Source organism: Methylomarinovum caldicuralii (genome assembly GCF_033126985.1).
GTDB classification, from domain to species: Bacteria; Pseudomonadota; Gammaproteobacteria; order Methylococcales; family Methylothermaceae; genus Methylohalobius; species Methylohalobius caldicuralii.
Genome location: NZ_AP024714.1, coordinates 2,490,299 through 2,507,006, shown reverse-complemented (window position 1 = coordinate 2,507,006; position 16,708 = coordinate 2,490,299). Strand labels below are relative to the sequence as shown.

General features: G+C 60.4%; 14 protein-coding genes and 1 pseudogene. 7 read left to right on the top strand and 8 right to left on the bottom strand.

The window, feature by feature from the left end:
- Positions 1 to 28 precede the first annotated feature (28 nt).
- Together MCIT9_RS12650 and MCIT9_RS12645 are read right to left on the bottom strand one after the other, a co-directional pair.
- On the bottom strand, positions 29 to 1,348 hold the full coding sequence (locus MCIT9_RS12650; protein WP_317706674.1) for an IS4 family transposase: 1,320 nt from the start codon (positions 1,346 to 1,348) through the stop codon (positions 29 to 31).
- Positions 1,349 to 1,404: 56 nt separating this feature from the next.
- On the bottom strand, positions 1,405 to 2,208 hold the full coding sequence (locus MCIT9_RS12645) for a glycosyltransferase (protein WP_317705234.1): 804 nt from the start codon (positions 2,206 to 2,208) through the stop codon (positions 1,405 to 1,407).
- A gap of 108 nt (positions 2,209 to 2,316) precedes the next feature.
- Between MCIT9_RS12645 and MCIT9_RS12640 the strand changes: the two genes are divergently transcribed.
- Positions 2,317 to 2,496, top strand: a complete 180-nt coding sequence (locus tag MCIT9_RS12640; RefSeq protein ID WP_317705233.1) for an STAS domain-containing protein — start codon at positions 2,317 to 2,319, stop codon at positions 2,494 to 2,496.
- On the opposite strand, the pseudogene MCIT9_RS12635 reads toward MCIT9_RS12640, so the two are convergent.
- Positions 2,475 to 2,654: pseudogene (locus tag MCIT9_RS12635) on the bottom strand (ISAs1 family transposase); the annotation flags it as partial. The gene MCIT9_RS12640 and the pseudogene MCIT9_RS12635 overlap by 22 nt on opposite strands.
- Positions 2,655 to 3,231: 577 nt before the next feature.
- On the opposite strand from MCIT9_RS12635, the gene ltrA reads away from it, so the two are divergent.
- Positions 3,232 to 4,257, top strand: coding sequence for a group II intron reverse transcriptase/maturase (ltrA, locus tag MCIT9_RS12630; RefSeq protein WP_317705232.1), 1,026 nt, complete (start codon positions 3,232 to 3,234; stop codon positions 4,255 to 4,257).
- On the opposite strand, the gene MCIT9_RS12625 is transcribed toward ltrA, so the two are convergent.
- Positions 4,233 to 5,552 (bottom strand): IS4 family transposase, encoded by a 1,320-nt coding sequence (locus MCIT9_RS12625; protein ID WP_317706748.1) that lies wholly within the window; start codon positions 5,550 to 5,552, stop codon positions 4,233 to 4,235. The two genes, ltrA and MCIT9_RS12625, sit on opposite strands and share 25 nt — an antisense overlap.
- A 215-nt stretch (positions 5,553 to 5,767) precedes the next feature.
- Here MCIT9_RS12625 and MCIT9_RS12620 point away from each other — a divergent pair, with 215 nt between their 5' ends.
- On the top strand, positions 5,768 to 6,031 hold the full coding sequence (locus MCIT9_RS12620; protein WP_317705231.1) for a hypothetical protein: 264 nt from the start codon (positions 5,768 to 5,770) through the stop codon (positions 6,029 to 6,031).
- A gap of 71 nt (positions 6,032 to 6,102) precedes the next feature.
- Here MCIT9_RS12620 and tnpC read toward each other — a convergent pair whose 3' ends face one another.
- Complete coding sequence (tnpC, locus tag MCIT9_RS12615; RefSeq protein WP_317705230.1) at positions 6,103 to 7,569, bottom strand: IS66 family transposase; 1,467 nt, start codon at positions 7,567 to 7,569, stop codon at positions 6,103 to 6,105.
- Positions 7,570 to 7,762: 193 nt separating this feature from the next.
- Between tnpC and MCIT9_RS12610 the strand changes: the two genes are divergently transcribed.
- The 4 genes from MCIT9_RS12610 (at position 7,763) to MCIT9_RS12595 (ending at position 11,805) form a co-directional block, all read left to right on the top strand.
- Positions 7,763 to 8,188, top strand: coding sequence for a hypothetical protein (locus tag MCIT9_RS12610; RefSeq protein ID WP_317705229.1), 426 nt, complete (start codon positions 7,763 to 7,765; stop codon positions 8,186 to 8,188).
- 5 nt (positions 8,189 to 8,193) lie between these two features.
- The gene (locus MCIT9_RS12605) at positions 8,194 to 8,586 is read left to right on the top strand and encodes an MMPL family transporter (RefSeq protein WP_317705228.1); all 393 of its coding nucleotides are present in this window, start codon (positions 8,194 to 8,196) and stop codon (positions 8,584 to 8,586) included.
- A gap of 22 nt (positions 8,587 to 8,608) precedes the next feature.
- Positions 8,609 to 9,394, top strand: a complete 786-nt coding sequence (locus tag MCIT9_RS12600; protein ID WP_317705227.1) for an outer membrane lipoprotein-sorting protein — start codon at positions 8,609 to 8,611, stop codon at positions 9,392 to 9,394.
- 68 nt (positions 9,395 to 9,462) lie between these two features.
- Positions 9,463 to 11,805 (top strand): efflux RND transporter permease subunit, encoded by a 2,343-nt coding sequence (locus MCIT9_RS12595; RefSeq protein ID WP_317705226.1) that lies wholly within the window; start codon positions 9,463 to 9,465, stop codon positions 11,803 to 11,805.
- Positions 11,806 to 11,808: 3 nt separating this feature from the next.
- Here MCIT9_RS12595 and MCIT9_RS12590 read toward each other — a convergent pair whose 3' ends face one another.
- From MCIT9_RS12590 to MCIT9_RS12580, 3 genes are all read right to left on the bottom strand, one after another.
- Complete coding sequence (locus MCIT9_RS12590) at positions 11,809 to 12,852, bottom strand: PEP-CTERM sorting domain-containing protein (RefSeq protein ID WP_317705225.1); 1,044 nt, start codon at positions 12,850 to 12,852, stop codon at positions 11,809 to 11,811.
- A gap of 175 nt (positions 12,853 to 13,027) precedes the next feature.
- Positions 13,028 to 15,823, bottom strand: a complete 2,796-nt coding sequence (gene prsT / locus MCIT9_RS12585) for an XrtA/PEP-CTERM system TPR-repeat protein PrsT (RefSeq protein WP_317705224.1) — start codon at positions 15,821 to 15,823, stop codon at positions 13,028 to 13,030.
- The gene (locus MCIT9_RS12580) at positions 15,823 to 16,692 is read right to left on the bottom strand and encodes a ThiF family adenylyltransferase (protein ID WP_317705223.1); all 870 of its coding nucleotides are present in this window, start codon (positions 16,690 to 16,692) and stop codon (positions 15,823 to 15,825) included. Before MCIT9_RS12580 ends, prsT begins: the two co-directional genes overlap by 1 nt.
- Positions 16,693 to 16,708: the final 16 nt, after the last annotated feature.

Below are 16,708 nucleotides of genomic sequence, written 5' to 3'. Positions count from 1 at the left end.
ACCCGTATCTTCCCCCTTCTCATAGGAATCAATGTCTTATCCGTTTTCTCTGAGGGAACTTGATCTCGGCCGCCCGGATGGCGGTCACGGCCTCCACGTAGGCGCTCAGTTTGGTCATGCCCTGCCACAGGGCTTTGGGACCGGGCGGGGGATCGTTCTTGCGCCCCAGCCAGCCGCCAAAGCCGGCCACGATGCGGACGATGGTGCCCAAATCCGGCGGCGTCGCGGGCGGCGGGGTGCGATGGTGGATGGCCCAGGCGGTCTGCCATTCTTCGACAGAGAACACCACTTCACAGCACCACTCGGGATGTTCCCGCCCGAGCGTCATCAGCATCAGGATGCGCCAGGCGACGATCAGATACAGCACCAGGGCCCGTTCCAGGCGTTCCCGGGTGCGAAGTTGCAGGGCTTCGATGCGGCAGCCGCTTTTGAGGATGCGGAAGTAGACCTCGATCCACCACCGTTTGCGGTACCATTCGATGCGCGCTCTGGCCTGTTCCAGGGTGGTGATTTCTTCGTTGGTGATCAGGCACCATTCGACCGCTTCCTGGCCTTCGGGGGGCGCCTCTTCCCGGGCCAGGATGACGGTGACTTGGGGACCCGGGCCGCTTCGGGTCTTCAGTTCGAGCCGGGCGAGCCGGATTGTTTGTGTGACCTGCCGGGCCGGGCGGTTGCCGCCGGCCGGCAGGTCAAAGGCGATCGTCCCCAACACCGGCTGGGCTTCGACCGCGGCCCGCAGTTTGCCATCGAGGGGGTCATTGAGCTTACGGTCGTGCTGCACCCGGATCAGGTAATCGGCGGCAAAGCCCAGCTGTTCGGCCCGGTCGATCAGGGCCCGAAGGTCACCTTCGCGGTCGGCGACATACACCAGCCGGGTCTCGGGCGCCAGGGCGGCCATCTCGGCCACCCGCTCATAACCTTCCACCCAACGCAGGCTTTCGGCCAGGTCCGGTTCCCCCTTGGGCAAACGCGCCCAGTGCCAGCAGTCGGTCACCCCCAGGGCCACGCCCGCCTCACTGATCACCAGCGTCGGATGCAGGTACAACCCCTGACGCTGCTCGTAATTCAGCCGTCCCAACCCCGCCATCGACGGCCGCCCGGAATAATCCAGCTCGGTGGTGTCCTGCAGGCACAGCACCCGCGACTGCTGCCGGATCCGTTCCAGGGTCGGCACACTGTGGGCCCGCAACACCTCCCGAAAATCCAGCCTGGCATTGTCCAGCAGCCGGTAGGCCGCCTTGGTCTCCGCCCAGCCACCCCCGCAAACGTTGGGAACGCTCGCCATCGGATCGTTTGCCATCGCTTCTATCACCCGGCACAGCCGCCGGTTCAGGCGGGCATCGCCCAGCGCCAGGGAAAAAATTCTTGTTCAGCCCAGCTCATGTCAACGCCTATCCAAAGAAATCAATATCTTACTACAGGGGCGAGAGATGTGGGTAATAGGGTGGTCTGGAGCAGAAACAATCTCGGATTGGCAACGAACCAGCCTGTGGCGGACCGCAGAAAATCCACGGTCGGGATGTGGTCGCAGTCCAGCACGGCAACAAGATCGCCATCGGTTTTCAGCAAGGCGGCGTTGAGGTTGCCTGCCTTGGCGTGGCGGTTGTCGTAACGGGTGAGATAGCTGGCACCGACCGCAGTGCATAAATTCCGGAGTTGTCGATGGCGCTGCCGCGCCTGGTGTGCTGTTTCAGGATCGTTGGCATGACGCCTTTTCCAGGTGGCGCCATCATCAAGCAAATAGACCCTGAAGTCACCAGGGTAGTCCATGGACGTGGCGGCAACCAGGGTGGCCTTGACCACTTCGAAGGGTTCCTCGTAAGTGGGAATCAGTACGTCCACTGAGGGCCAGGGGCTTTCAGTGCCGGCGGGATCACGGCGGATCGGAGCGGCGCTGACGAAGTTGCTGAGGCCAAACATCAGGATGCCATAGAGTTCAGCACCGTAGAGAGCCAGAGAAGCGACGAAGCTGGCAGGGCCATCGTAACCTAAGGTATTGAAGGTGCGCCAAAAAAGATAGCGGCTTACCAGAAAGGCCGCCAGCAGCAAAAACAGCAGCCGCAACCATCCCTGGCGGGGAAGGGGGCGCAGCAACAGCAGCCAAGCAATCAGGCCGACGGCCAAAAGCTCCTGCAGCTCAAGGTCAACGGCAAGCTGGGACAGATAAAGAAAAAGTCCTCCCGTGGGCCAAAGCAGCCACTTTAGCAAAATGCTTCATCCTTATTGTTTTGGAGTTTCTTGAATAACGCGGCCGTGTTTGCGCTTCCCGGAGATCTTTAATATGCTCAAGCTTTCCTTGGAGACTTGGACCTAGCCATGCAAATCCAAACGGTAACGCGTAACAGCGACCTGGTGATCCAGATCCTTGAGTCCCGCCTGGATGCCCACAATTCGGATGAATTGAAGGATTATATCGGCAAACTGCTGGAAAACAACGGAAAAAGGTTCATTGTTGCAGGGCAATCGCATGAACGCTACGTCCATCCAAGCAACTGAGCCCGGTAGTGGTCACTGGAGGCGGCCAGGAGCCGTCTTGCCTTGATACCCCCGCGGCGTTTGGTGGAGTCGAGGCGAAAGAGATTGAGCACCATCTGTTTGAGCAGCGCCAGGTTATGAGCCGCATGTCGGGTTCGAAGGCGCATCTGATCGTTACCGTTCATTGCGCCAGGCCAAGCCTGGAGAAGGAGGAAGTTATGTAGAAGGAAAGACATCGCTGAAACCTTCAGAGCGACCTGACAGGTGCAAGTCCTGTCCGGCCAAGGCTGGCCACCAGCCGGAACCGAGTGTTGCGTGGTCGAGGAGCGATCCCGACTGCGAAGCGTACACAGGGGGCCTGTAGGCCGCGTGATGGAGCCTCGAAAGTACGGAATGCGGAGCCGACGTTGTTGAACGGACGGAAGGCAACAGGGGTGGTGCTGTACTGGCCTGGCATCATCCCTCCGCCGGGGTCGAAGAGCGGGGCATGCAGGGCAAGGGTCGCCCAGGAACCTGGGAGGGCTCGATCACTCCCTGCGGGAAGAGCGGTGCGGGCGCCGTGTGAGAAAAGGCCCAGGCCCATCGGAGCGGTGTCCGGCCGATGGGAGCGAACGGGACACGAAGCAGGGTACCGGCGCGCGAAGGCGACGAAGCGCGCTGGGAAGGTGATCGAGCAATCGGAGCCTGCCGATAGTACCTGGGAAGTCGGGGAACCTGCCCCAAGGGACCCGATGGAGGGAAGCGGCAGGTCGGACGATGGGGCTTTCGGAGGGACAGATGGCCGGGACATCGAGCCAGGAGAACATCTCAACACGACAACGGAAGCTAGTGGAACTGGCCCGGATCGAACCGAAGCTGGAACTGACCACGATTGCCCACCACATCGACGTGGTGTGGCTGGAAGAAGCCTGGCGGCGCACCCGCAAGGACGGGGCCGCCGGGGTGGACGGCGTGACTGCATCCCAATACGCAGCCAACTTAGAGGAGAACCTGACGCGCCTGCTGGAACGGTTCAAGACCGGCCGGTATCGGGCGCCTGCGGTACGGCGCGTCCACCTGCCCAAGCCGGGAACGGGAAAGACCCGCCCGATCGGCATTCCCACGCTGGAAGACAAGGTGCTGCAACGGGCGGTGCTGATGGCGCTGGAACCCATCTTCGAGCAGGACTTTCTCGACTGCTCCTACGGGTTCCGGCCCGGACGCAGTGCCCACCAGGCCCTGGAGAGGCTATGGGGCGGGCTGATGGCCATGGGCGGTGGCTGGGTCATCGACCTGGACATCCAAAACTTCTTCGACGACGTGGACCGGGACCGGCTGCGGAACTTTCTGGGGCAGAGGGTGCGCGACGGCGTGATCTGCCGCGTGATCGGTAAATGGCTGAATGCCGGCGTCATGGAGAGCGGACAGCTTCACTACCCCGAACAAGGGACACCGCAAGGTGGGGTGATCTCCCCACTGCTGGCCAACCTCTACCTGCATCACGTGCTCGACCTGTGGTTCGAGCAGACGGTCAAACCGCGACTGCAAGGCAGCGCCTTCGAAGTCCGGTTCGCCGACGATGCGGTCCTGGTGTTCGAACGGGAAGAAGACGCCCGGCGGGTATTGGCCGTTCTGGGCAAGCGCCTGGCCAAATACGGCCTGCGCCTGCACCCGGACAAAACCCGCCTGCTCGACTTCAGAAAACCCGGACGGAAAGGCCAGAGCTTCCAATACCTGGGATTCACCCTATTACCCACATCTTCCCCCTTCTATAGGAATCAATGTCTTATCCGTTTTCTCTGAGGGAACTTGATCTCGGCCGCCCGGATGGCGGTCACGGCCTCCACGTAGGCGCTCAGTTTGGTCATGCCCTGCCACAGGGCTTTGGGGCCGGGTGGGGGATCGTTCTTGCGCCCCAGCCAGCCGCCAAAGCCGGCCACAATGCGGACGATGGCGCCCAAATCCGGCGGCGTCGCGGGCGGCGGGGTGCGATGGTGGATGGCCCAGGCGGTCTGCCATTCTTCGACAGAGAACACCACTTCACAGCACCACTCGGGATGTTCCCGCCCGAGCGTCATCAGCATCAGGATGCGCCAGGCGACGATCAGATAAAGCACCAGGGCCCGTTCCAGGCGTTCCCGGGTGCGAAGTTGCAGGGCTTCGATGCGGCAGCCGCTTTTGAGGATGCGGAAGTAGACCTCGATCCACCAGCGTTTGCGGTACCATTCGATGCGCGCTCTGGCCTGTTCCAGGGTGGTGATTTCTTCGTTGGTGATCAGACACCATTCGACCGCTTCCTGGCCTTCGGGGGGCGCCTCTTCCCGGGCCAGGATGACGGTGACTTGGGGACCCGGGCCGCTGCGGGTCTTCAGTTCGACCCGGGCGAGACGGATTGTTTGTGTGACCTGCCGGGCCGGGCGGTTGCCGCCGGCCGGCAGGTCAAAGGCGATCGTCCCCAGCACCGGCTGGGCTTCGACCGCGGCCCGCAGTTTGCCATCGAGGGGGTCATTGAGCTTACGGTCGTGTCGTACCCGGATCAGGTAATCGGCGGCAAAGCCCAGCTGTTCGGCCCGGTCGATCAGGGCCCGAAGGTCACCTTCGCGGTCGGCGACATACACCAGCCGGGTGTCGGGCGCCAGGGCGGCCATCTCGGCCACCCGCTCATAACCTTCCACCCAACGCAGGCTTTCGGCCAGGTCCGGTTCCCCCTTGGGCAAACGCGCCCAGTGCCAGCAGTCGGTCACCCCCAGGGCCACGCCCGCCTCACTGATCACCAGCGTCGGATGCAGGTACAACCCCTGACGCTGCTCGTAATTCAGCCGTCCCAACCCCGCCATCGACGGCCGCCCGGAATAATCCAGCTCGGTGGTATCCTGCAGGCACAGCACCCGCGACTGCTGCCGGATCCGTTCCAGGGTCGGCACACTGTGGGCCCGCAACACCTCCCGAAAATCCAGCCTGGCATTGTCCAGCAGCCGGTAGGCCGCCTTGGTCTCCGCCCAGCCACCCCCGCAAACGTTGGGAACGCTCGCCATCGGATCGCTTGCCATCGCTTCTATCACCCGGCACAGCCGCCGGTTCAGGCGGGCATTGCCCAGCGCCAGGGAAAAAATTCTTGTTCAGCCCAGCTCATGTCAACGCCTATCCAAAGAAATCAATATCTTACTACAGGGGCGAGAGATGTGGGTAATAGGGTGACCTGGGATTCACCCACTACTGGGGACGCTCAAGGAAAGGGCGTTGGGTCGTCAAACGCAAGACCGCCCAAGCCCGGCTCAGCCGCTCCCTGCAGGCGATCAACCACGGGTGCCGGATGCACCGCCACTGGCCGGTTGCAGACCAACAAGCGGCCCTGAGCCGCAAACTCAAGGGGCATTATGCCTACTATGGGATCGTCGGCAACAGCCAATCGCTGGCCCGCTTCCTGTACGAGGTCAGACGGCGCTGGTACAAAGGGTTGTCCCGCCGCAACCGGGAACGGATGAACTGGGACCATTTTGGGCGGCTGTACAAACGATACCCACTCCCCCCACCGCGCGTGGTTCACGGAATTGCCCGTTGCGTAGCGACGCCATAGTCCGAGGAGCCGGATGCCTTAATCGGGCACGTCCGGATCTGAGGGAACCGCGGGTGAGCAATCGCCCGCGGTCACCCGGCCGGGCTTGCCACTGGAAGTGGTTGAGGTTCCGGCAGGGGCAGGCGGAAGGTGACCTCGCCCTCTGCCATGCCCTGGGCGCAGATGGTCCGCAGGGTCTGATAGACGCCGATCTTGAGGCGCTTGCAGGTTTCGACCAGCGACAGGATCATGGGTCGGAAGCAGTCACCGCGATGCGACTGGCTGAAGAAACTGGTCTTGCGCCAGATGACATAGGGGCGTAGGGCACGCTCTGCCGTGTTGTTGGTCATCGGTACCCCGGGATGGTCCAGGAAGGTCCAGAACCTGGGAAAATCGTCCAACAACTTGCGGCAGCTGCGACCGGTTTTGTTGTCGCCATGTCTTTGGGCGGCCTGTTCCAGTTCGCGCCGGAAGAGGGCTTTGAGGCGTTCCAATCGCCTTCGGTAGCGGTCGGATGGGTAATGGCTCTGTTGCCAGAGCTTGCCGTAGTGAACCGTCAGGCGGGCGGCCCGGAGCAGGCGTTCGCCATCTTCGCCGGCCTGTCCCTTGCGCCCGGCGATCCGTTCCAGGTTGCGGATGAGATGCGCCCAGCAGTATTGGTGTGAGTCCTGGGGATGGTCGTTGTAGGCCCCGTGGCGGTCGGTCACCAGGATTCCCTGGAAATCCCCCAACAGCTCACCGGCCGCACCCTTGCCGCGGGAATAATGGGTCAGGAAATACGCCATCTGATCGGTCGTCAGCGCCCACAGCCAATAGATGCTGCGGCCCCGGTAGTGGCGGGTCTCGTCGGCATGGGCGATCAGCGCTTTTCTGACCGCTTCGCCAATCTGGTTGTAGACCGGACCCAGCCACGCCTGCAGCGGGATCTGGCTCTGGCTGATCGCCCCCAGGCTGAATTTCAGACCCCATTGTTCTTCCAGCAGCGCTTCGACTTCCCGCAGCGACAGGTGATAGCGCCCCGTCATCAAGCCAATCCACGCCACCAGCCCAGGTCCCATCTGGCCGCGGGGCACCTCATCCGGTAGCCGCCCCTGGTGCTTCTCACCACACCACCCACAGCGGCCTTCATACACCCGGTGTTCGACCACCCGGTAACGAATCTCGGGCAGGTCGAACACCTGATGGGGACGGAATCCCCGCACCGCCACCGACCCACCGCACTCGCAGCGGCCATGGGGAAAGTAATGCCGGACCTCGTCCACTGCTTCTGCCGGAACCAGAGCCCGCTCGTGCCCGGGATGTCCCACCTGCGCCCCTTTCTTGCGTCCCGTCGGTCGCTTGCCCTTGCGCTCGGCGCGCTTCTTCGGGCTGTCCTGGGAAGGTGGTTGGGAGGAATTGTCGGACCCCAAGGCCAACTGTTCCTCCAGTTCTTCCACTCGCGCCTGGATCTGCTGAAATTCTCCCAGCGCCCGCCAAAGCGCTTCGATCACCCGGTGGCATTCCTCCACCGTCCCGGGCAAGGGAGGTGGGCGGCTCAGGTCCAGATCAAGTCTTTCCATGGCCCGCATTCTCCTGAATCTTCAGGCACTTGGCAAGACCGTGAACGGGTACTGCGGCAGCGCTACCTGGAACTGGCCCGCCGCGCCCGCGAGGAAATCAGGAAGCGCAGGGAAGGCGAATGAGGGGCACCTTTGTGCCGGTCAAGCGTCTGTATTTGCTATAGTTGATTAGGATATTCAGGCTTATCTTCCCATGGCCCAGGAAGACATTGAAGAGATCCGCCGTTTGATCCGGGAGGAACTGGCCGTCCGCCAGCCGGAGGCGCTGGTGCGCCATGACCTGGAGCTGCGCGAAAGCCTGGTCCGGGTCGAGGAGGAACTCAAGCACCAGCGAGCTGATGGAGCAGTCATGGAAAAGGGCTTTGAGCAGATCGACAAACGTTCCGAGATTGAAACCCTGAATACCCGTTTCGAGCAGGTGGACCGGCATTTCGAGGAGATGCGCGAGGACATGAGTAAGCGCCTCGAACAGGTCGATAAGCACTTCGAGGCCATCGAAACGAGCATGGACGTCCGTTTCTACGAACTCACACGCCGCATCGGCCGCTTCATGGTCTGGTCGTTTGCCACCACGCTGACCATTGGGGGACTGGTGGCGGCCGCCATCAAACTGTTGTGACAGGGGTGTCGCCGATCTATTTGGGTTTCCTGACCCGCTGGCGCTGGTGGATCGTCGCCGTCACTGTGATCCTGGTGACGACCATGACCATGGGCATCGTGGTGGACGACACCGTCCACTTCCTCAGCAAGTGGCTCCACGCCCGCCGCCGGCTGCGGCTGGATGCGGAAGCGGGCGTCGAATACGCCTTCGCCGGGGTGGGGGTGGCGATGTGGATCACCTCCCTGGTGCTGGCGGCCGGTTTCGCCATCCTGATCTGGTCGGACTTCGAGGTCAACGCCCAGATGGGGCTGATGACGGCGATCACCATCCTGTTCGCGCTGGCCGCCGACTTCCTGCTGCTGCCGTCGCTGCTGCTGGGCTGGCGGGAAAAGTGTCAGAAAATTTTACAAACCTGAGAGGTGGGTTTTGGAGATGATGATGCCGAACGCAACCGTCCGTCTGCTCTGTTTGCTCCTCCTGGTCTGGTCCGCCCTGGCGCCGGCGCAGACCCCCGGGGAACGGGGCCTGGAGATCGCCCGCGAGGCCGACCGCCGCGACCAGGGCTGGCAGACCTTCAGCGCCGACCTGACCATGGTGCTCAGGAACCGGGAGGGGGAAACCAGCGTCCGCCGCATCAGGGCCTACAACCTGGAGGTGCCGGGGGACGGCGACCGGGGCCTTCTGGTCTTCCACAGCCCCGCCGACGTGGCCGGTACCAAGTTCCTAACCTTCTCCCACAAGCGCGGCGACGACGACCAGTGGCTGTATCTGCCCGCCCTCAAGCGGGTCAAGCGCATCTCGGCGGCCAACAAGGGCGGTTCCTTCATGGGCAGCGAGTTCGCCTACGAGGACATGAGCCCCCCGGAGCTGGAAAAGTTCAGCTACAGATACCTGCGCGACGACGACTACAAGGGGCGTAAGGTGTTCGTCATCGAGCGCTATCCTCTCGACGAACGTTCTCTATACAGTCGCCAAGTCGTATGGCTGGATAAGGAATTCTACATTCCTTGGAAGATCGAGTATTACAACCGCAGTGGCGAACACATAAAGACGCTGACTCATTATAAATACAAACGCTACCTTGGAAAGTACTGGCGTGCAGGCTATATGCTCATGTCGAACCATAGAAATGGCAAATCCACGGAGCTGAAATGGACTGGGTTTCATTTCCATGATCCCGATATCAGTGAGGCCAGTTTTGATCCCCAGGCATTGACCCGGTAGTAGGTTTGTTGTTATTACGGTTTTCGTGGCTTTCCTGATATGGAGAAAAGCTGCGGTATGGGCGGTTTATGAAAAAATATCTGAGCCTAATCGAAAATCATTCTTATTGGGTCGTTTTCTCTATTGCCGCATTGGTGCTCGTTTTGGGGAGTGGGGCGCGGTTTCTCAAGTTTACTACAGATTACCGGATATTCTTTTCGCCCGACGACCCGCTGCTGCTGGAGCTCAACAAGCTCCACAATACCTATTCCAAAGATGACAATGTCCTGTTTGTGATAACGCCTAGGGATAAGGCCGTTTTTACTCCCAGGACGTTGGAAAGCATCGAATGGCTCACCCAGGAGGGGTGGAAATTTCCCTATGTGCAGCGGGTCGATTCCTTGAAAAATTTTCAATATACCTATGCTCAAGGGAACGAGTTGATCGTTCGTGATCTTTATTCTAATCCGCAGGCTTTATCTCCAGAAGAAATTTCCAGGATAAAACGGGTCGCGCTACATGAACCACTGCTGGTCAATCGTCTCGTGTCTCCCCAGGGGGATGTGACTGGGGTGAATGTTACCCTGGTCTTGCCTGGAGTCGACGAAGCCCAAGAAGTGCCAAGAGTCGTAGGATATGCCCGTCATTTAGCCAACGAACTGATGCGTCGTGACCCTAACTTGGAGGTTCGCCTGACGGGCGGGCTGGTAATGAGCAACGCATTCCCGGAGGCATCACAGCATGACATGCAGACGCTCGTGCCCCTGATGTTCCTCATCGTTTTTGTCCTGATGGGATTGTTGTTGCGCTCCTGGGTGGCTTCAGCATGGGTTTTCATTACCCTGCTGTTCACCATCGTTTCCACCATGGGGTTGGCGGGCTGGCTCGGTTTCACGCTCTCCCCGCCTTCGGCCGCAGCGCCGAACATTATTCTCACCGTGGCGGTGGCGGATTGTATCCATCTGCTTACGGCTTTCCATGCCCGGCTCCAAGCCGGCTGGTTGAGTCCGGCAACGTGGGACAAATCACGTTGGTGGGCAGTACGGGCATCTTTACTCCAGAACTGGCGTCCCGTATTTGTAACCAGTCTGACCACGGCGTTGGGTTTCCTCACCCTCAATTTTAGTGATTCCCCTCCCTTCCGTGATCTTGGCAACATCGCCGCCATGGGGGTGGGTTTCGCCTTTTTTTATACGCTGACATTGTTGCCTGCTCTTTTGAGAGTGTGCCCGGCGCTCCCCTCCCAGAACAGCAGAAAGCTCCAGCCGGGCATGAATGCGCTGGCGGATTTCGTCATACGCAGGCGAACCGGATTGTTGGCGGTGATGGGCATATTGGCAATGGGACTTGCAGCACAGGCGCCCAAAAATGAATTGAACGACGACCTTCTGGAATACTTTTCCGAAAAGACGAAGTTTCGCCAGGATACGGAATATGCCATCTCCCATTTGACCGGTATTTATATGATGGAATACAATTTTCCGGCTAATTCCCCGGGAGGTATTGCCGATCCCGGGTATTTGCAAATCCTGGATAACTTTGCCGGCTGGTTCCGGAGACAGCCCGAAGTGGTTCATGTCCTGAGTATCGCGGACATTCTAAAGCGTCTCAATAGCAACATGCATGAGGATGATCCCCTCTGGTACCGGATTCCCTCATCCCGTCAGCTCGCCGCACAATATCTGTTGCTGTATGAAATGTCGTTGCCCCAGGGGCTGGAGCTGACCGATCGGATCGATGTGGCCAAATCCGCCTCGCGTTTCACGGTCACCTTGAAGGATGTCTCCAGCAACGAACTGCTCTCCCTCGAACAACGCGCGCACCGTTGGCTGCTGCAGCATGCCCCACCCTCAATGCAGGTGGCGGCGACCGGTCCCAATGTCATCATGGCCCATATCGGCCGAAGCAACATTGGCAGCATGGTGTTGGGCACAGGCGTGGCTTTCTGTGTCATCGCCGTGGTGTTGGTTGTCGTGTTGCGTTCTCCCGCCATCGGTGTGCTGAGCTTGCTTCCCAACGCCATTCCGGCCCTGATGGCGTTCGGTCTGTGGGCCCTGCTCCACGGCAAGGTCAACATGGGCCTGTCCGTGGTGGCGGGGATGACGATGGGCATCGTGGTGGACGATACCGTCCACTTCCTGGAAAAATGGCTTCGTGCCTGCCGTTCAGGGCAGGACAGGTGTCAGGCGGTTCGGTACGCCTTCGGGCAGGTGGGTGCCGCCATGGCGATTACCTCGATGGTGCTGGCGGCGGGCTTCGGCATTCTGATGTTGTCGGATTTTGCCGTCAATGCGCAGATGGGGGCGATGGTGGTATTGATCGTGAGCTTCGCGCTGCTGGCGGATCTGTTGTTGTTGCCGGCTTTGTTGCTGTTGGGAAAAGAAAGGCCGCTCCTCAGAGCGGCCTTCCGGGGTTCACGGAAAGATCAGTAAGAGTTAGGCTGCTTCGCGCTGACGCCGCATCAAACCCATGCCGAGCAGCCCGCTCCCCAGCAGCAGGAGAATGCCGGGTTCCGGTACATTGAAGCGGACGCTGCCGTCCAAGGTGGTCTGGCGAATCCAGTACTTTTTGCCATCTGTACCCGTGAACTCAACCAATTGGTCAGCCGTTGGAATCGGCGGGTTGACATTGGTATCCAGCGTCATAGAGATATTCATCCCCTTGCCTGCCAAGGAATAGAAGTCGGTCGGTGTCGAGGTCTGGAAATTGAAAAAATCCTGACACAAGGTGGTGGTGCAGTCGTTGGTCCCGTCGCCGAGGCTGGGCAGACCGTAAATGTCGTTGCCGCCCCCGGTCCAGTCGAAAGTGACTTCGCCAAAGACGTTCAGGTTGGCCATATTGAGTGTGGAGTCGGTCACATTGATGCGCAGCACCTGTTCTGTGGTGGTTGTCGTCCAATCCTGGAAGAAGAAGTCGATGTAACCGTCGGTGAAATGGGTGCCGGTGCCCGTCCACGTGCCTTCGAAGAAGTAGTTGTAGGTCAGGCCCCAGCCGACATTACCGAAGCTATTGTTGGCATCGAAGTTTTCCGTGTCTGGGGAAGAAGGCCCGTTCAAGCTATCGATATTTGTTTCACCTGCAAAATCCGGGGTGTCTTTGAGAGACTGCACCGTGGTGCCGTCAATCGCTGTGTAATTGGTTGGTCCACCGGCTAGGCCGTAATAATTCAGCACTTCCTTGATGTTGGTATCGATGACCTTCGATCCGACCGGAATATTAACAGGAGGATAGCTGCCGGCTGTGTAGATCGACGTGGCCAGCGTGCCGGTGTAGCCCAGTTCGTAGAATGCCGAGGTGCTGGAACCTGGATCAGCGCCATTGAAGCTGGTACCCACGTCGAAAAAGACGCATTTGTAGTCGGCGGCAGGATCGCTCGTTTCCGGACAGGTGGGCGCGCTGATGCCGGCGGTGCTGTAACCGAGCAGCGTCCCGGCCAGCGCCAGACCGGTGGCCAGCTTGTTGTGCTTGAAGTGTTTCATGGTGAATCCTCCAAATGGTTGTTGCGAATGTTTTTGAAACCAGGTCTGAGACCCTCGCCAATATTCCAGCATGAACCGTGCCTATTTTTGTACTCAATTGAAATTAAAGGGGTTGTCCGGGGTCCCGTGGTTACCCGGGCAAAGGAAACACGGGAGTTGTAAAAAAAACTGACAGTTATCGGCCGAGGCGCTCAAGCAGGGCCTGGGCCTGAGGCCGTTCGGCGAAGCCCATCTTCGAGGCCAACGCCTGCCTCAGATTGACGCGCGCCTCGTCGTTCAGCCCCTGGCGGTATTGGGCGAGCGCCAGGTGATAGCGGATCATGGGGTTTTGCGGGGCCCGTTCGGCCGCCTCCTGCAGCACCCGCAGCGCCCGCTCGTCTTCGTGGTTCTCCAGCAGGACGGCGCCCAGGGTGTCAGCGATCCAGGCCGCGCCGGGGGCAATCCGGGCGGCGCGTTCGGCGTATTCCATCGCCTGCCTGGGTGCCGTCCGCCGCAGCCGCCAGGCCAGATCGTTGAGCGCCAGCACGTGATTTGGGGCCGCCTGGAGCGTCCGTTGCAATGCCTGGCGGGATTTGGCTTCATCCCCGGCCTGCTGATACATGAGTGCCAGCAGATACAGGGCGTCGGCATCCCGGGGGCGGTCATGGGTCCAGGTTTCCAGGCGGGCGATAGCTTCGGCTGGCTTTCCGGCCTGCCACAGGGCTTTGGCCAGATTGCGGACGGTTTCGGAGGACGGCTGCCGCTGCAGCAGCTTCTCATAAAGGGCTACCGCCTGGCGGGGATGGTGTTGGCGCATGGCCCACCAGGCTTGCAGGGCTAACACCTGGGGGTTGTCAGGATATTTTGCGGCGAGCTGGCTCAGTTCCCGCTCGACAGCCTTGGTCTTCCCTTCCATGGCAAGCAATTTGATCCAGGCATGGCGGGCCGGCAGAAAATCCGGCGCCAATTTCAGCGAGGTTTGCAGTGCCTGGCGGAATGCTTCGTGATCGCCTGTTTGAAGGTGGGCCTGGGCGAGAAGATAGTATCCCATCGGCGAGTCCGGATCGGTCTTGGTCAGGTGTTTCGCCGTCTCCAGAGCGCGGTGGGGGAGCCTTGCCGCCAGTTGGGCTTTGGCCAGCAGGCTCAGCAGGGCCGGGTCGTCGGGATGGCGGGAGCGGATCGCCGCCAGTAGGGTCTGGGCCCGTTGCGGCTGGCCGAACTGGAGATAGTATTTCGCCAGTAACAGGCGGGCTTCCAGGGCCTCGGGGTGTTTGTCCACCACTGCCTGCAGATTTTCCACCATGGCGTCGAAACGCCGGTCCTCCAGATCCAGTTTTGCCAGCGCCAGTCGTAGCTTGGCGTCGTCGGGATGGGCCGCCGCCAGGGACTCCAAAAGCCGTCGGGCTTTTTGCCGCTGGTTCCGTTGCAGGAGCAGGCGGACCAGGTGTTCACCGGTGACAGGATCGTTCGGGGCGATCGCCAAGGCTTTTTCCAGTGCCCTGATGGCTTCGGCATCGTTCCCCTGGGCTTCATGCCACATGGCCTCCAGGTTCAGCGGCAGGGGATGCTCCGCCAGCTTGTTTTTGAGACGGTTGATCACCTCCGTCGCCTCAGCGAACTTCTTTTCCTTGAGATAAGCCAGGGTCAGGGCGATCTCCGGTTGGGGAGCATCGGAAGGGGCTTCGGAGGCTGCCTGCTGCAGGACCTTGAGCCCCGCTTCGCTTTGGCCGACCGCCAGCAGCGTTATGCCCAGGCGGGTCTGGACGAGCGAATCTGAGGGCGCAAGGGAGGCGAGTTGTTTGCGATAGCGCAGTGCCTCCTGCAGGTTGCCGGCAGCGGTTTCGATATCGGCCAGCAGCTTCAGGGCGAAACGGTCATCAGGGTTGCTAAGAACCACCGGCATCAGCAGTCGGCGGGCGGATGAATACTCCTTTTGGCGGAATTTGACCAGGGCAAGGAATTTGTTTCCCTGGGGATCGTTCGGCCTCAGGTGCCGGAACCGGGTGAACTGCCGTTCGGCCTGTTCCAGCTCCCCATTCGTCAAGTAAACAAGGCCAAGATAGAAGAGGGTAGGCGGGTAGTCAGGTTTTAGCTCCAATGCCCGCTCCAAGGGTGCCCGGGCGTCCTTGGGGCGGTTTTGGGCGATTCGCAGATAGCCTTCGGCAAAGTGGGTCAGATAAAACTTGGGGGCGGCCTGCTTGAGATGCTTGATCTCCTGTTCCGCGCGTTCCAGTTCTTTCAGCTGGATGTGGATGAGCGTTCTGTTGGCCCAGTCTTCCGCGTCGAAGGCAAGAAGGCCAATGGCCTTGTCGTAGGCGGCCTCGGCGGCCTTTAATTCGCCGCGGTGTTGAAGCAATTTGGCCTTGTAGCGCCACAGGTGGCCATCCTGCGGGTCGGTGGCAAGGCCTTCGTCGAGTAGTTTCAAGGCCTCATCCAGGTTTTTGGGTGCGGCAAGATAGGCCATTCCAAGTTTGCCGCGGGGAGATTGTGGATCCAGGGTAAGCGCGCGTTGATATTCGGCCTGCGCCTTTTCCCTTTCTCCGAGGGCCAGCCACGCATCGCCTCGATATGCAGCCAACGCGGCCTGATCTTTGGGCGGTAAAGAAGCCGGGACGTCTATTTCATCCAGGATCTTTTGATTTCTTCCTTGAAGCTGCAATGCCTCTGCCAGGGGAAGGAGGATGGCTTCGCGCGCCAATCCCAGATCGACAGCACGCCGTAGTTCTTTTTCTGCGGCTGCGCCGTTCCCCAGGGCAAGATAAATGGTCCCCAGCAGGCGACGGGCCTCGATGTTGTTTGGGTTTTGTTGCAATGCTTCTTTGAGTTCGATCATGCTGGTGCGCAGTTCGCCCTTTTCCCGGAACTGCTTGGCGCGTGCCAGATGTTCCGTATCAGTCAAAGACTGGGAGCAGCTGCAGAGAAGAAACAACAGGGCAACTGGGAGTAGCTTTCCGTGGTGTTGGTTCAGCGTGGAGCCTAATCTTGAAAGCATCAGCATTTTTTCACCGTCATGAATTGTCTTCTGGCGATGGCCAGGGCCAGTTTCTGCAAGGGATTGCGGTTGCCACCGGGACGCCAGGTTGTCACCAGTCTGCCCCGGTAGGCGTCGAACTGCAAGCCCCAGGGGGCGGCCTTGACCGGACCGCGGTTCAGCAGGATCTTCAGTGCCTCGGTGGCGGCAAGGCCGGCGCACAGTTCGCAGGCCATCGGGGTGGAGGGGCCGCGGTGGTTTTGGAGATCGACAAAGGCGGGATCGACCAGATAGCCGCTCTGCAGCATCCTTGGCGAAAGACCGAGGAGAAAGCGCAGGATCTGCTCGTCCTCGCTCTGCCCCTCCAGCTGGAAATACTCTTCGAAAGACATACTTCCGGGCAGGAAATTCAGCAGCGCCGTCCCCATCCCCAAGGGGGCTGCGGTAATGGCCGGAATGCCCTGCTCGGCGCAGTGGGCGAACACCATCCGCCGGGCCTTGAAGGCGAAGAAGTCCAGCCCGTCCACATACAGGTCCACGCCTGTAAAAAATTCTGACAGATTGTCCCGGGCCACCCCTTTGGGGAAGGTGCGGATTTCCAGTTCCGGGTTGATGTCCAGGGCCATCTCCCGGAGCACCTCAACCTTCGGCCGTCCCAGCGTGGAGAGGAAGGCGCCGGCCTGGCGGTTGAAGTTGGCCGGCTCGAAGACGTCGAAGTCGGCGATGTGGAAACGGCCGACGCCGAGGCGGGTCAGGGTCAAAAGGTGGCTGCCGCCGACTCCGCCCATGCCGGCGATGGCGATGCGTTTGTGGCGCAGGATCTGCTGCTCGGCCTCGGTGAGCCAGCCGAGATTGCGGGCGAAGGCCAAGGCGTAGTCGAATGCGGGCATGATATGACCGGGTGGA